Raw genomic sequence first — 15,186 nt, forward strand, 5'->3', positions numbered from 1 at the left:
GCCTCAGAACGAGATGATCCGGTGGCCGGGAGGCAGGGCCAGCAGCAGCGAGCCGGGATCGACGCGGCAGGTGATGCGGACGGCTTCGCCGAACTCATCGCCGTCGAGTTCGATCGGGATCGGCGTCGATGCCGCGGCTTCGGCGGCGAGACCGCGGAAGTAGTGCACCGACGCGTCCTTCCCGCGGCGTTCCAGCACGCGGCGTCCGGCGCGGAACCGGCGCAGTACCGAGTTGTCCCACCAGATCTTGCGCCACACTCCGAGCCAGCCGAGCATTCCGGTCGGCTGGATCACCGCGACGTCGAGCGTGCCGTCCGTGATCGACGCGTCGGGGATCAGCGCGATGCCCGCCGGGAGCGTGCCGCAGTTCGCGAACAGGATGCTGTGCACCTTCGTGGTGTGCAGGCGTCCTTCGTCGATCTGGTACACCGCGCGGAAGGGCTTCGCGCCGGCGAGTGACCGCGCGGCGCCGTCGACGTAGGCGATCCAGCCGACGGACTTCTTCAGGTCCGATCGCGTGTTGGCGATCATGTCGGCGTCCAGCCCGATGCCGGCCAGCACCACGAAGGCGTGCTCGGACTCGCTGCCGTCCGCACGCGTGAACCGTGCCCAGCCGATGTCGATGGGAAGTCGGTGGTCCCCGAGCGCGGCGCGGATCATCTCCGCGGGGTCGGCGAGGGGCAGGCCGAGGTTGCGGGCGAGGAGATTGCCCGTGCCGCTGGGCAGGATCGCCAGGGGCACCCCGGTGTTCGCGATGGCTTCGGACACCGCGCGCACCGTGCCGTCGCCCCCGGCGACCAGCACGACATCCACGCCCCGCGCGAGTGCCTCGGCGGTGGCCGCCTGTCCGGCATCCTCGATCGTGGTCGTGTAGAACGCGGGATGCTCCCACCCGGCCTCGCGGCTCAGATCCCGTACGGTCGCGCGCAGGTGCTTCTCGTCGACCTTGATGGGGTTGTAGACGAGCGCCGCCTGGCGTCGAGCGGAAGCGCGCTTCGTCATGGCGCTACTCTAAACCCGCACCCGGTCCCCACCGTTCACGGTCGGCCGGGCGCGGCACGAGGAGAGGCAGATGGACGAGGGAACACCGCACGCAGCCGCTGATCAGGGGCGCGCGCTGCTCTCGACGATGATCGCCGACGAGCCGCAGCGGCTCCGACGCCGCAGCATCTCGCTCGGCGTGCCGGTGGACGATGCCGATGACGCGGCGCAGACGGCGCTGATGCGGGCCTGGCGCTCGATCGAGCACCTGGAGATGCCGGAGCCGGGGCGCCTCTGCTCGTGGCTCGACGCGATCGCGCGCAACGTCGCCATCGACCTCGCCCGCCATCGGGCGCGCCACCCGGAGTCCGCCTTGAACGATGCTCTGCCCGATCAGGAGAATGTGGCGGGCGCCGTCGAGATCAGAGTGCTGCTCGACGGAGCCCTGTCGGCTCTGCGTGCCCTGCCGGATTCGCTGCGGACTCCTCTGCTGCTGACCGTGGTGGAGGGATTGTCGACGGCCGAGGTCGCAGATCGGCTCGGCATCGAACCCGCGGCCGCCCGGCAGCGGATCTCCCGTGCCCGCAAGGCGATGGGCGCATGCCGGAAGTCGGGGATGGGCGAGGACTGAGGGAGACCGGCCGGCGCGCCGGCCTCCCTGTGCGTCACGCGGTGCCGAAGGGGTTGTCGATCGCGTAGCGCCATCCATGCGTCTCGTCATGCACGGCCACGTCGGCGGTCGTGCCCGCGAGAGCGATCGGCGACCCGTCGGGAGCCGCGCCCTCGATCGTCCAGTCGGCGACGGCGAGGCCCACGCCGTCGCTCTCGAACACGTGCCGGACCGTCATCACGATCGGCAGGTTCAGACCGAGGAACTGCTCCAGCGCCCCGCGCACGGCGTCCTCGCCGGTGACAGGCTGACCGGGGGCAGGGACGAAGACGACGTCGGGGGCGTTCAGCGCCATCAGTCCGTCGAGGTCACGGGCGTTGAATCGGTCCGCGAAAGCCAGGTTGAGCTGATCCAGGGAGGTGACCGGAGTGCTCATGTGTTTCCTTTCAGGAGGGGCCGGCCGGATGGCGACCACTGTGGAGAAAGACGTCGCCGCGACGAAGGTGTGACATCGCAGCAGTCGGGGCTTCCCGCGCCGGGGATCCGCCTCAGGCTGGCACCGTAGAATCGATGGATGATCGACCTCGCACTCCTCCGCGAAAATCCGGAGATCGTCCGCCGTTCACAGGCAGCCCGCGGCAATGACCAGGGCTCCGTCGACGTCGCACTCGAGGCCGATCGATCGCGCCGCGCGGCGCTCGCCGCGTTCGAGGAGTTGCGGGCCGAGCAGAACGCCTTCGGCAAGCAGGTCGCCAAGGCTCCGAAAGAGGAGAAGGCCGCGCTCGTCGCGCAGGTGAAGGACCTCGCTGAGCGCGTCAAGCTCGCGCAGCAGGCGGCCGGAGCAGCAGCGGATGCGGCGGCGGCGGCGCTGGGTCGCATCGAGAACGTCGTCATCGACGGCGTCCCTGCGGGCGGTGAGGCGGACTTCGTCGAGCTGCGCCGCGTCGGCGAGGTGCCGGCATTCGACTTCGAGCCCCGCGATCACCTCGAGCTGGGTGAGCTCCTCGGAGCGATCGACATGGAGCGCGGTGCGAAGGTCTCCGGCGCCCGCTTCTACTTCCTCCGCGGCATCGGAGCGCGTCTCGAGATCGCCCTGATGAACCTCGCGCTCGACAAGGCGCTGCAGAACGGTTTCGTCCCGCTGATCACCCCCACGCTCGTGCGCCCGGAGATCATGCAGGGGACCGGTTTCCTCGGCGAGCATGCCGATGAGGTCTATCACCTCGACAAGGACGACGACCTGTATCTGGTCGGTACCAGCGAGGTCGCCCTCGCCGGCTACCACAAGGACGAGATCGTCGATCTGTCGGAGGGCGCGCTGCGCTACGCCGGCTGGTCGACCTGTTACCGCCGCGAAGCGGGATCGCACGGCAAGGACACCCGCGGCATCATCCGTGTGCACCAGTTCAACAAGCTGGAGATGTTCGTCTACATCGATCCCGCTGACGCCGAGGCCGAGCACCTGCGCCTCGTCGCACTGCAGGAGGAGATGCTGACCTCGCTCGGGCTCGCCTACCGTGTGATCGACGTGGCCGCGGGTGACCTGGGATCGAGCGCCGCCCGCAAGTACGACATCGAGGCGTGGGTTCCGACCCAGGGCGCGTTCCGCGAGCTCACCTCGACCTCCAACTGCACGACCTACCAGGCGCGCCGTCTCGATGTGCGGCACCGCCCGGCGGTCGATGAGGGGCAGCAGGCCAAGACGCAGCCGGTCGCCACGCTGAACGGCACGTTGGCGACCACACGCTGGATCGTCGCTCTGCTCGAGACGCATCAGCAGGCCGACGGTTCGGTGCGGGTTCCCGAGGTGCTACGCCCGTACCTGGGCGGACTCGAAGTGATCGAACCGACGCGTCGACCGGCGCAGGGGTCCAGATGACTGCCCCCTGGCTGGTCGGGCTCGACGTCGACGGCACGATCCTGCTGCAGGACGAGACGATGAGCCCCGGCGTACCCGAGGCGGTCGCCCGCGTCCGCGATGCCGGCCACGAGGTGACCATCGCCACGGGGCGCAGCTGGATGGCGACCCGACGCTACGTCGAGGAGCTCGGCCTCACGGCGGAGTACGTGGTGTGCTCCAACGGCGCCGTCACCATGCGGCGGGTGGGTGACGACTGGGAGCGCTGGAACGTCGAGACCTTCGACCCGACTCCGGTGCTCGCCCTGCTGCGCGATCGCCTCCCCGAAGCCCGGTACATGGTCGAACTCGCCTCCGGGCAGCGGTTGTACACCGAGCAGCTCGACGACTGGACGCTCGACGGTGGCCGTCGTGTGAGCTTCGACGAGCTGGCCGCCGAGCCGGTCTCGCGCGTCGTGGTCGTCTCGCCCGGGCACGACGAGGAGGACTTCCACCGCTTGGTGGCGGATGCCGGACTCAACGAGGTCTCGTATGCGATCGGCTGGACCGCGTGGCTCGACATCGCCCCGCAGGGGGTCGACAAGGGCACGGCGCTGGAGCAGGTGCGGGTCGAGCTCGGCCTGGCGGAGGACCGGGTCCTGGTCGCGGGAGACGGGCGCAACGACATCGGGATGTTCGGCTGGGCGCGGGCGCTCGGAGGGCGCGCAGTGGCGATGGGGCAGGCACCCGACGTGGTGAAGGACGCGGCGACGGAAGTCACCGGCGACGTCGCCGACGGGGGCCTCGCCGTGGCGCTGGACACGCTTCCAGCACGCGCTCAGGTGAGCGCGGGAGAATAGAACTCGGCTAGACTCACGCCTTGTCGACAGATGCGTCTGTCGAGGAGGGTTGTCCGAGCGGCCGATGGAGCTGGTCTTGAAAACCAGTGGGCAGAGATGTCTCGTGGGTTCGAATCCCACACCCTCCGCATTCCGAGCACGGTGACCCCGCACCGCACGCTGATCCGAAAGGCCCCGAGTGAGCGAAACCACCCGACGCCGTCGTACCATCGCGCGGCACGGCCAGCTCCGCACGCCCGGACCTGTCAGCCAGCTGCTCAAGTTCATCGCGATCGGCCTCGCTGTGGTCCTCGTCAGCGGCATCGGTGTGGCGGGCTATATCGCCTATGACTTCTCGAGCACGGTCGCGGCGAACGCCGTCGATCTCGAGGGCCAGGAAGCCGTGCCCCCGAACATCGGCGAGTACAAGGGCGGATTCAATCTGGTCCTCGCCGGTGTCGACACCTGCGAAGAGGAGTACGCCGCCCTCTTCGGCGACCGCTGCAGCGGCAGCGACTCCGAAGGCTCCCTCAACGACGTGAACCTGCTGGTGCACGTCTCCGAGGAGCCGCGTCGGATCACCGTCGTCAGCTTCCCCCGCGACCTCATGATCCCGATCCCGGAGTGCACCGACGACAAGGGCACCGTCCACTCCGCGATGAGCAAGCAGCCGCTCAACGTGGCGTACACCGACGGTGGACTGAACTGCGTCGTGAAGACCATCTCCGAGCTCAGCGGCCAGGAGGTGCAGTTCGCGGCATCGGTCACTTTCGGTGGCGTGATCGAGATCACGAACGCGATCGGCGGCGTCGACGTGTGCCTGGCGAACCCGATCAGGGACCGGTACACGGGCCTCGACCTGACGGCGGGGAATCACACCGTCGAGGGCCTGCAGGCACTGCAGTTCCTGCGCACGCGCCACGGCGTCGGCGATGGCAGCGACCTCGGACGCATCGGCAACCAGCAGCAGTACATGTCGAGTCTGTCGCGCAAGCTCATCAGCGGCGAGGTGCTCGGCAATGTGCCGGTCATGCTCAAGCTTGCCAACACCGCGCTGAGCAATCTCGAGGCGAGCACCTCACTCGCCAACAACCCGATGACGATCGTGCAGATCGCCCTCGCGGTCAAGGAGGTGCCGTTCGAGGACATCGTCTTCGTGCAGTACCCGACCGGTGCGGACTACGCAGACCCGAACAAGGTCGTGCCGAACACCGAAGCCGCCACGGCGCTCTGGGACGCGATCGAAGCCAACGCCCAGCTGCAGATCACACACGAGAACACCAGCAACGACGGCGTGATCGTCGAGGAACCCACGGCTCCGACCGACGAGGCGACGCCGGACCCCACGGCCACTCCGGAGAACGTCGTGGCGCTGCCTGACACGATCAAGGGCAACTCCGCGGCGCAGCAGACCTGCTCGAACGGCAACGTCCGCTGAGTCGCGAGAAAACGGGGTCTTGCATCCGCTTGCGTGATCTTGCAAGAACTTGCGTACACTGACCCCATGTCGAAGCGCCTGGCCGAGGTGGCCCGCAAGGTCGGAGTGAGCGAAGCCACGGTCAGCCGTGTGCTCAACGACAAACCCGGAGTGTCTGATGCCACCCGACAGGCGGTGCTGACCGCACTCGATGTGCTGGGCTACGAACGCCCGACCAAGCTCCGTGGCGAGCGCGCCCGGCTGGTCGGCCTCGTGCTTCCCGAACTGCAGAATCCCATCTTCCCCGCCTTCGCGGAGATCGTCGGCGGCGCGCTCACGCAGAACGGCTATACACCCCTGCTGTGCACGCAGAATGCCGGCGGCGTCACGGAGTCGGACTACGTGGACCTGCTCCTCGCGCAGCAGGTCTCCGGCGTGATCTTCCTCGGCGGCAACTACACGCAGGCGGATGCCGCGCACGAGCACTACGAGCGTCTGCGGCAGGTGAATCTGCCCACGGTGCTGGTGAACGCGCGGGTGCCGGAGCTGCGCTTCGCGACCGTGTCGACCGACGATGCGGCCGCTGCCGAGCAGGCCGTTCTGCACGTGCATCAGCTCGGACACCGGCGGATCGGCCTGCTGTTGGGGCCGGAGGACCACGTGCCTTCGCAGCGCAAGCTCGATGCCGCACGCCGTCTGCTGGAACGCCTCGGGTCGCCCCTGTCGGATGAGCTCGTCGTCCGGGGCATGTACTCCCTCGAATCCGGACAGGCGGGTGCCACCCGACTGTTCGCGGCGGGCGCGACGGCCGTCGTGTGTGCGAGCGATCCCATGGCTCTCGGCGCGGTGCGCGCCGCCCGACGAGCGGGCCTCGCGGTGCCGGGCGACGTCAGCGTCGTGGGCTTCGACGACTCCGCGCTCATGAGCTGCACGGAGCCGCCGCTCACCACGGTGCGGCAGCCGATCGAGTCGATGGGCCGCGCCGTGATCGAGCTGCTGTTGGCGCAGATCGCGGGCACGGCTCAGCCGGGTGACGAACTCCTCTTCGAGCCGGAGCTGGTGCTGCGCGCCTCCACCGGCCCTCACGCCTGACCCCGCCCCGCAGCGGCCCGGTCGGCGGCTGTTGTTGCGCCTGCAAGTCATCGCAAAATTCCAACAATCTGTTTAGTTCTTGCAATGATCGGAAGGAAAAGCTACATTCGGAGCATCGCCACCGATGACGAGGAGTTCCGTGGACACCGATGTTCTGCGCAGCACGAGCCCTGCACGCCCCGTGACCTTGCCCGCCGACGCCGGCTGGTGGCGCACGGCCGTGATCTACCAGGTGTACGTGCGCAGTTTCGCCGACGGGAACGGCGACGGGATCGGCGACCTCGCCGGCGTCCGCTCGCGGCTGGGATACCTCAAGAGCCTCGGCGTCGACGCCCTCTGGTTCACCCCCTGGTACCCGAGCCCGCTCGCCGACGGCGGGTACGACGTGCAGGACTACCGCGGCATCGATCCGCGCTTCGGAACGCTCGAGGAGGCCGAGCAGCTCATCGCGGAGGCTCTTGAGCTCGGCATCCGCACGATCGTCGACATCGTCCCGAACCACGTCTCCGACCAGCACGAATGGTTCCGGCAGGCACTCGCGGCCGGTCCCGGAAGTGCGGAACGCGAGCGGTTCTGGTTCCGCCCCGGCCGTGGGGCCGACGGTGCCGGCATCCCGACCAACTGGGTCTCCAGCTTCCAGGGCGAGACGTGGACGCGCACGCAGAACCCCGACGGGACGCCCGGCGAGTGGTACCTGCACCTGTTCACTCCCGAGCAGCCCGATCTGAACTGGAACCATCCCGATGTGCGCCGCGAGCATGAGGACGTGCTGCGGTTCTGGTTCGATCGCGGCGTCGCCGGAGTGCGGATCGACTCCGCCGCGCTGCCGGTCAAGGACCCGTCGTTGCCTGATCTGCCCGTGGGGACCGCACCGATCGTCGGACATCCGCACATCGACAGGGATGAGCTGCACGACATCTACCGCAGCTGGCGTGCCGTCGCAGATGAGTACGACGGCGAGCGGGTGCTCGTCGGGGAGGTCTGGCTGGAGGATGCCGAGCGGTTCGCCCGCTACCTGCGCCCCGGAGAGATGCACACCGCATTCAACTTCGGCTTCATGTCGCAGCCGTGGAGTGCGCAGGCGATGCGTGCATCGATCACGCGCACCCTGGCCGAGCACGCGCCGGTCGGCGCCCCGGCGACCTGGGTGCTGTCGAACCATGACGTCACCCGGCCCGCGACCCGCTACGGGCAGGCCGACTCCTCCTTCGCGTTCGACCGCAAGCGGTTCGGCACCGCGACCGATTCCGCACTCGGCACCCGCCGGGCACGGGCGGCGGCCCTCCTGGTCGCTGCGCTCCCCGGCAGTCTGTACATCTATCAGGGCGACGAGCTCGGTCTGCCCGAAGTCGAGCTGCCGCTCGAAGTGATCGAGGACCCCATGCATTTCCGCTCCGGGGGAGTCGATCCCGGCCGGGACGGATGCCGAGTGCCGCTGCCGTGGGCAGGAGGATCGAGCCCGTACGGATTCGGTGGCATGCCCTGGCTGCCGCAACCCGCGGACTGGGCTGCGCTCACGGTCGACGCCCAGGAGCTCGATCCGCAGTCCACCCTGAACCTGTACCGCGCGGCGATCGCGCGCCGTCGCGAGACCGCCGACTTCGCCGGGAGCGACCTGGAGTGGCTCGAACTCGGCGCCGACGTGCTGGCTTTCCGCCGCGGCGACGGCACGGTCAGCATCACCAATCTCGGGCCCGTTCCGGTACCGCTTCCCGCGCACCACGAGGTCCTCCTCGCCAGCGCCCCGCTCGACGGCGTGCTGCCGCCCGATGCCACGGCCTGGCTCGCCCTGCGCGCGCCGCGTGAGCGTTCTCCGCGAGAGACCCCTTAGCCCTGCACCACCCGATCAGCACCACATGGAAGGACAGACAATGAAGTCACCCACGAAGACCCTGGTCGCCGGCATCGCCGTGCTGGCGACCGTCGGCGCTCTCGCCGGCTGCAGCGCGGGCGGAGACGAGGGCGCCGCAGACGGCAAGACCGAGCTGCGCGTCGCGACGTTCCCGCCCGGAGCCGATGCAGCCGCGTATGAGGCGTTCGCGGCGCAGGAGAAGCAGTTCGAGAAGGAGTACCCCGACATCGACATCATCGGTGTCGAGTACGAATGGGAGGGCCCCACCTTCGCCGTGCAGCTCGCCGGCGGCAGCCTGCCCGACGTGTTCACCGTGCCGTTCACCGATTCCAAGACGCTCCTCGAGAACGGGCAGCTGATGGACGTGACCGACGCGATCGACAAGCTCGGGTACACCGACAAGTTCAACCCGATCATCCTCGACGGCGTCACCGGTGCCGACGGCAAGATCTACGGGTTCCCCCGGCAGGCGTATGCGGCGGCGCTCCACTACAACCGCGACCTGTTCGAGCAGGCCGGTCTCGACCCCGACAACCCTCCGCAGACCTGGGAGGAGATCCGCGAGGCGGCCAAGGCCATCCACGACGCCACCGGCAAGACCGGCTACGCGCAGATGGCCATCAACAACACGGGCGGCTGGCAGCTCACCTCGCAGACCGTCGCGCGCGGCGGTCGCACCCAGACCGACAACGGAGACGGCACGGCGGAGTCGACGATCGACAACGATGCCACGAAGGCGGCGCTGCAGTTCCTGCACGACGTGAAATGGGAGGACGGCTCCTTCGGCTCGAAGGTCGACCTCGACTGGGGAACCATCAACCAGGAGTTCGCAGCCGGCAACGTCGGCATGTACACCTCGGGCTCCGACATCTACACGGCTCTCGTGCGCGACTTCGGAATGGACTCCTCGATCTACGGCATGACCGTCGTGCCGATGGAGGGCGACGACCCCGGAACCCTCGGCGGTGGCGACATCGCGGTGATCAGCCCCACGGTCGATGAGAAGACCAAGGCCGCGGCGGTGACCTGGATCGACTGGTACTACATGCAGAAGCTGATGGACAAGGATGCCGCCGTCCTCGACGCCAAGACGCTGAACGAATCGGGTCAGGCCGTGGGCACCCCGCTGCTGCCGGTGCTCAGCCGTGAGCTGTACGACGAGTCGCAGGAGTGGATCGCGGACTACATCAACGTGCCGGTCGACCAGATGGCACCGTTCAGCGACCGCATCTGGGATCAGACGCCGGTCGGTGAGCCGAAGGTGAAGACCCAGGAGGTCTACGCACTGCTCGACACCGTGGTGCAGAAGGTGCTCACGGACCAGAACGCCGACATCGACGCCCTCCTCGCCCAGGCGCAGACCGACGCGCAGTCGAAGCTCGACGAGTAGTAGTCCATGACGATGACGCTCCCTGAGCAGCGGGCGGCGGTGGAGACCTCTCCGCCGCCCGCTGTGCGCCGTTCCCGCCGCCGTTCGCCGCTGAGCTGGTACCGCGGCGGCGGGCTGGCGAACCTGCTGTTCGTGCTGCCGATGCTGTTCGTGTTCGTGTTCTTCTCGTGGTCCCCGATCGTGCAGTCGGTGATCATGAGCCTGCAGAAGACGAACCTCATCGTCTCGGAGTGGGTCGGGTTCGACAACTACCTCGCCGTGATCGGAGACCCTGAGCTCGGTCGCGCCGTGATCAACACGCTGTGGTTCGCGGTGCTCGCGCTGCTGTTCGGGTTCCCGCTGCCGTTGCTGATGGCCGTGCTGATGAGCGAGGTGCGGCGGGGCAAGGGCATCTACTCGGCGCTGGCGTATCTGCCGGTCGTGATCCCGCCCGTGGTGGCCGTGCTGCTGTGGAAGTTCTTCTACAGCGCCGATCCCTCCGGCGTCTTCAACTCTGTCCTCGGCTGGGTCGGCATCCCGCCGCAGCCGTGGATCCAGGATGCTGTTCAGGCCATGCCCTCCCTCGTGCTCGAGGCGACCTGGGCGGGAGCAGGGGGATCGATCATCATCTATCTCGCCGCCCTGCTCGGCGTGCCGCCCGAGCTGTACGACGCCGCCGAGGTCGACGGTGCGGGGATCTGGAAGAAGGTGTGGCACGTCACGCTCCCGCAGCTGCGCGGCATCCTCTTCATCATGTTGATCCTGCAGGTGATCGCGACCGCGCAGGTGTTCCTCGAACCGTTCCTGTTCACGGGAGGCGGGCCGGCCGGGGCGACCAAGACCGTGCTGCTGTACATCTACGACAAGGCGTTCCGCAACAGTCTGGGCGGTGACTACGGCGAGGCGACCGCGGTCTCGGTGCTGCTGGCGATCGTGCTGGCGATCCTGTCCTGGCTGTACTTCAAGCTCACCGACCGTTGGAGCACGACATGAGTCTCTCGACCCGCGCTGCCGAACGAGCAGCCGAGAAGGCGGCCGACCGGGTGGGGGACCGCACCGTCATCTCGGACTCGGAGCGTCGGCGTCCGGGCATCCGGTTCGGGATGTCGCTCACGCACGTGTTCCTGACCGTCGGACTGGTGGTGGCCGGACTCGGCCCGATCCTGTGGTTGGCGAAGTCGGCCGTGACCCCGACGCAGGACACCCTGCAGCAGCCTTTCGCGCTGTGGCCGAACGGGATCGACTGGGAGAACCTGTCGACGGCGTGGAACGACATCCACATCGACCAGTACTTCCTGAACACGATCGTGATCGCGCTCGGCGCCTGGTTCGTGCAACTCTTCATCGCGACGACGGCGGGCTATGCGCTTTCCGTGCTCCGCCCGAGGTACGCGCCGGTGTTGAACGGGCTCGTGCTGGCGACGCTCTTCATCCCGGGGATCGTGCTGCTCGTGCCGCTGTATCTGACGATCGTCAACCCGCCGCTGCTGGGCGAGGTGAATCTGCTCAACAACTACCTCGCGGTGTGGCTGCCCATGGGCGCGAACGCCTTCAACATCCTGCTGGTCAAGCGCTTCTTCGACAGCCTGCCGCGGGAGGTGTTCGAGGCTGCGCGCACCGATGGCGCCGGTCCCTTCCGGCTCTTCTGGTCGATCGTGCTGCCGATGTCGAAGCCGATCCTCGGCGTGGTCTCGGTCTTCGCGATCATCGCCGCCTGGAAGGACTACCTCTGGCCGATGCTGGTGCTGCCGGACCCCGCGGTGCAGCCGCTGTCGGTGCGGTTGCCCGCGGTGCAGTCGCAGACAGAGCTCGACGTGTTCCTGGCGGCGCTCGCGATCGCCACGCTCATCCCGATCGCGATGTTCCTCGTGTTCCAATCCGTGTTCCTGCGGTCGGCGGGGCTCGGCGGTGCGGTGAAGGGGTAGCCCTCCCGGTTGCCGTGGGTGGTTCGCGCTGCGGCTGTTCCGCACCGAGACCCACCGCGAGCACCGAGACCCACCGCGCGAGGCGTTCTTCGCGGTGGGTCTCGGCGGGGGTGGTGGGTCTCGGCGGTCAGATCTGCGGTTCAGTCGTCAGGGCGGCGGGCGGAGCCGGCGGGTACAGGGCGCCGATCAACGCCTCCATGATCGCGGGCATGTCGACGGTCGGGTCGATCATCCACTGCAGCTGCAGGCCGTCGGATGCGGCCTGGATGACGCGTGCGAGGGTCTCGGGCTCGAGTACGGGGCGTCCGTGGCCGCCGGGGCCGAAGCTCTCGACGAAGGTCTCGCGCAGGCGCTCGCTGCGGTCGAGGAAGTACTGGTGTGCCGGGTGCTCGGGGTCGGCGGCATCCACCGAGAGGCGTGAGAAGAGGGCCACGAGACCGGGGACCTGGGTGTTGTGACGGATCACGTCGATGAAACCGGCTCTGGCCGCGTCGGCGTCGAGGAAGGCGGGATCCAGCCCGTCGTGCTCGTCGCGCTTGCGCAGCACCTCGGTGAAGAGCTCCTCCTTGGAGCCGAAATAGTGCAGCAGCGCGGCGGGGGTCACCCCGACGACCTCGGCGATCTCCTTGAGAGAGGCGTTCTGGTATCCCTTGCGCCCGATCACGTCGAGCGCGCTCTCCAGGATCTCTTCGCGTCGAGCGACGCCTTTCGCGTATGAGCCACGTCGTGCCATGCCTCGAGAGTAATCCTGAATACCGTTTGAAATCTAATACTGAAGCGCATATAGTTTTCGCAGAGACACCGCCGTCGCCCGCGAAAGGAAGACCATGACCGACATCTCGGCATCCGATCTGACACTCGAGGAGAAGGCGTCGCTCACCAGCGGCGCGGACTTCTGGACCACCAAGGCTGTGGAGCGCGCGGGCATCCCCTCGGTGATGATGACCGACGGTCCGCACGGACTCCGCAAGCAGTCCGGCGGCACGGACCACCTCGGGCTCGCCAGCAGCGTCCCCGCCACCTGCTTCCCGCCCGCCGTCGGCATCGGCTCGTCGTTCGACCCCGAGATCATCGCGCGCGTCGGCGCCGCGATCGGCGTGGAGGCCGCGATCGAAGACGTCGCGGTGGTGCTCGGACCCGGCATCAACATCAAGCGCTCCCCGCTGTGCGGACGCAACTTCGAGTACTTCTCGGAGGACCCTCTCGTCTCGGGCATCCTCGGTGCCGCCTCGGTGCGCGGCGTGCAGTCGCAGGGTGTGGGGACTTCGCTCAAGCACTTCGCGGCGAACAACCAGGAGTTCGACCGCATGCGCGCGAGCTCGGATGTCGACCCGCGACCGCTGCGCGAGATCTACCTGCGCGGCTTCGAGCGCGTCGTGAAAGACGCCTCGCCGTGGACCGTCATGTGCTCGTACAACAAGCTCAACGGCGTCTGGACCTCGGAGGACCCGTGGCTGCTCACCAGCGTGCTGCGCGACGACTGGGGCTTCGACGGCCTCGTCGTCTCGGACTGGGGTGCCGTGAACGACCGCGTCACGGGCGTCGCCGCCGGACTCGACCTGGAGATGCCGGCATCGGGTGGCCGGACGGATGCGCAGCTGGTGGATGCCGTGCGGGCCGGCACCCTCGCCGAGAGCGTGCTCGACACGGCCGCAGGCCGAGCGATCGACCTCGTGCGCAAGGCGGGGGAGCGACCGGCCGTGGCCGGACCCCTCGACGTGGACGCGCATCACGCCCTCGCCCGCGAGGCCGCCGGCCGCTCGATCGTGCTGCTGAAGAACGACGGGGGAGTGCTGCCCCTTGCAGCCACACAGAAGGTCGCCGTGATCGGGGCGTTCGCGACCGAGCCGCGCTTCCAGGGCGCCGGCTCCTCGCTCATCAACCCGACCAGGGTCGATGCCGCCCTCGACGAGCTGCGCGCCGTCGGTGGAGGCAACGTCACGTACGCCCCGGGCTTCGCGGTCGCCGGTGGCGCCATCGCGGCATCCGGACGCAGCGCTGATGACCTGCGCGCCGAGGCCGTGACGGTGGCTGCCGCCGCCGATGTGGCCGTCGTCCTGCTGGGCCTGCCTGCTGCCGAGGAATCAGAGGGCTTCGACCGCGAACACATCGACCTGCCTGCCACGCAGCTCGCGCTGCTGGACGCGGTGATCGCGGCCAACCCGCGCACCGTGGTGGTGCTGTCCAACGGCGGCGTGGTCGCGCTGCCCTTCGCCGACCGGGTGCCGGCGATCGTCGAGACCTGGCTGCTCGGTCAGGCCGGAGGAGGCGCCGTCGCCGACGTGCTCTACGGCGTCGTGAACCCCTCGGGCAAGCTCACCGAGACGGTTCCGGTGCGTGTCGAGGACAACCCCTCGTTCGGCAACTTCCCGGGCGAGTTCGGGCACGTCCGCTACGGCGAGGGGCTGCTCGTCGGCTACCGCTGGTACGACGCCAAGGGCCTCGAGGTCACCTATCCGTTCGGCCACGGACTCTCGTACACGACCTTCGAGTACGGGGCGGCCACGGCATCGATCGGCGCCGATGGCGACATCCTGGTGCGCGTCGATGTGACCAACACCGGTGACCGCGACGGTCGCGAGATCGTCCAGGTGTACGTCGCCCCTGCGCAGTCGATCGTGCAGCGCGCACCCCGCGAGCTCAAGGCGTTCTCGTCGGTCGCGCTCGCCGCGGGCGAGACCCGTGCCGTCGAGCTCGTCGTGCGCCGCGAGGACCTGGCGTACTGGGACGTGCGCGTCGATCGCTGGGTCGTCGAGGGCGGCACGTACGCGGTCGAGGTGGCGGCATCCAGCCGTGACATCCGTTCGTCGGTCTCGGTCGAGGTCGCGGGCGACGATGTGCAGCAGGATCTGACCATGAACTCCTCGGTCGGCGACGTGCTGGCCCACCCGGTCGCCGGCCCCATCGTGATGGGGGCGCTCGGCGGCTTCATGAGCGAGCTCAGCGGAGCGGACTCGTCGGCGGCGTCCATGATCCCGGACGACGACGCGATGCAGAAGATGATGGCGTCGTTCCCGATCGGCCGCCTCGTCGGATTCCCGGGTGTCGAGGTGACCTACGAGCAGGTCGAGCAGCTGATCGCGGCCGCGAACGCAGGAGTCCTGCCGGCGGAGTAGTCCGCGGGGGTCTTCCTTCCCGCGCTTGCGCCGAGACCCACCACGACCGCCCGGACCCACCACGCCGCGCACCGGTGATGGTGGGTCTCGGCGCGCGTGGTGGGTCTCGGCGCGCGGTGGCGGTGGGTCTCTAGGCGCGGGGCCGGCG

13 protein-coding genes and 1 tRNA gene are annotated in these 15,186 nt (G+C 68.6%); 11 read left to right on the forward strand and 3 right to left on the reverse strand.

The features are described 5' to 3' along the window. Window positions 1-3: 3 nt before the first annotated feature. The gene (locus FB560_RS19605) at window positions 4-1,002 is read right to left on the reverse strand and encodes a diacylglycerol/lipid kinase family protein (protein ID WP_141874381.1); all 999 of its coding nucleotides are present in this window, start codon (window positions 1,000-1,002) and stop codon (window positions 4-6) included. 70 nt (window positions 1,003-1,072) lie between these two features. On the opposite strand from FB560_RS19605, the gene FB560_RS19610 reads away from it, so the two are divergent. Then, window positions 1,073-1,612, forward strand: coding sequence for an RNA polymerase sigma factor (locus FB560_RS19610; RefSeq protein WP_141874382.1), 540 nt, complete (start codon window positions 1,073-1,075; stop codon window positions 1,610-1,612). 34 nt (window positions 1,613-1,646) lie between these two features. Here FB560_RS19610 and FB560_RS19615 read toward each other — a convergent pair whose 3' ends face one another. Next, on the reverse strand, window positions 1,647-2,027 hold the full coding sequence (locus FB560_RS19615; protein WP_141874383.1) for a YybH family protein: 381 nt from the start codon (window positions 2,025-2,027) through the stop codon (window positions 1,647-1,649). Between the two features lie 138 nt (window positions 2,028-2,165). On the opposite strand from FB560_RS19615, the gene serS reads away from it, so the two are divergent. From serS to FB560_RS19660, 9 genes are all read left to right on the forward strand, one after another. Further along, window positions 2,166-3,470, forward strand: coding sequence for a serine--tRNA ligase (gene serS, locus FB560_RS19620; RefSeq protein WP_141874384.1), 1,305 nt, complete (start codon window positions 2,166-2,168; stop codon window positions 3,468-3,470). Next, a complete protein-coding gene (locus tag FB560_RS19625) occupies window positions 3,467-4,288 on the forward strand; it encodes an HAD family hydrolase (protein WP_141874385.1) in 822 nt (273 codons plus the stop codon). The genes serS and FB560_RS19625 overlap by 4 nt, the downstream gene beginning before the upstream one ends. A gap of 43 nt (window positions 4,289-4,331) precedes the next feature. Beyond that, window positions 4,332-4,416: transfer RNA gene (locus FB560_RS19630), tRNA-Ser, on the forward strand. Between the two features lie 50 nt (window positions 4,417-4,466). After that, a complete protein-coding gene (locus FB560_RS19635) occupies window positions 4,467-5,705 on the forward strand; it encodes an LCP family protein (RefSeq protein ID WP_141874386.1) in 1,239 nt (412 codons plus the stop codon). A 66-nt stretch (window positions 5,706-5,771) separates the two neighbouring features. Further along, window positions 5,772-6,776 (forward strand): LacI family DNA-binding transcriptional regulator, encoded by a 1,005-nt coding sequence (locus FB560_RS19640; protein ID WP_141874387.1) that lies wholly within the window; start codon window positions 5,772-5,774, stop codon window positions 6,774-6,776. Between the two features lie 124 nt (window positions 6,777-6,900). Continuing rightward, on the forward strand, window positions 6,901-8,607 hold the full coding sequence (locus FB560_RS19645; RefSeq protein WP_141874388.1) for a glycoside hydrolase family 13 protein: 1,707 nt from the start codon (window positions 6,901-6,903) through the stop codon (window positions 8,605-8,607). Between the two features lie 40 nt (window positions 8,608-8,647). Continuing rightward, on the forward strand, window positions 8,648-10,018 hold the full coding sequence (locus FB560_RS19650; protein WP_141874389.1) for an ABC transporter substrate-binding protein: 1,371 nt from the start codon (window positions 8,648-8,650) through the stop codon (window positions 10,016-10,018). 6 nt (window positions 10,019-10,024) lie between these two features. After that, a complete protein-coding gene (locus FB560_RS19655) occupies window positions 10,025-10,990 on the forward strand; it encodes a carbohydrate ABC transporter permease (protein WP_188895048.1) in 966 nt (321 codons plus the stop codon). Then, a complete protein-coding gene (locus FB560_RS19660; protein ID WP_141874390.1) occupies window positions 10,987-11,922 on the forward strand; it encodes a carbohydrate ABC transporter permease in 936 nt (311 codons plus the stop codon). Before FB560_RS19655 ends, FB560_RS19660 begins: the two co-directional genes overlap by 4 nt. Before the next feature lie 127 nt (window positions 11,923-12,049). Here FB560_RS19660 and FB560_RS19665 read toward each other — a convergent pair whose 3' ends face one another. After that, window positions 12,050-12,655 (reverse strand): TetR/AcrR family transcriptional regulator, encoded by a 606-nt coding sequence (locus FB560_RS19665; protein WP_141874391.1) that lies wholly within the window; start codon window positions 12,653-12,655, stop codon window positions 12,050-12,052. A gap of 94 nt (window positions 12,656-12,749) precedes the next feature. On the opposite strand from FB560_RS19665, the gene FB560_RS19670 reads away from it, so the two are divergent. Continuing rightward, window positions 12,750-15,038 (forward strand): glycoside hydrolase family 3 C-terminal domain-containing protein, encoded by a 2,289-nt coding sequence (locus FB560_RS19670; protein ID WP_141874392.1) that lies wholly within the window; start codon window positions 12,750-12,752, stop codon window positions 15,036-15,038. Window positions 15,039-15,186: the final 148 nt, after the last annotated feature.

Origin of the sequence: Microbacterium saperdae, assembly GCF_006716345.1 — a bacterium.
Taxonomy (GTDB): Bacteria; Actinomycetota; Actinomycetes; order Actinomycetales; family Microbacteriaceae; genus Microbacterium; species Microbacterium saperdae.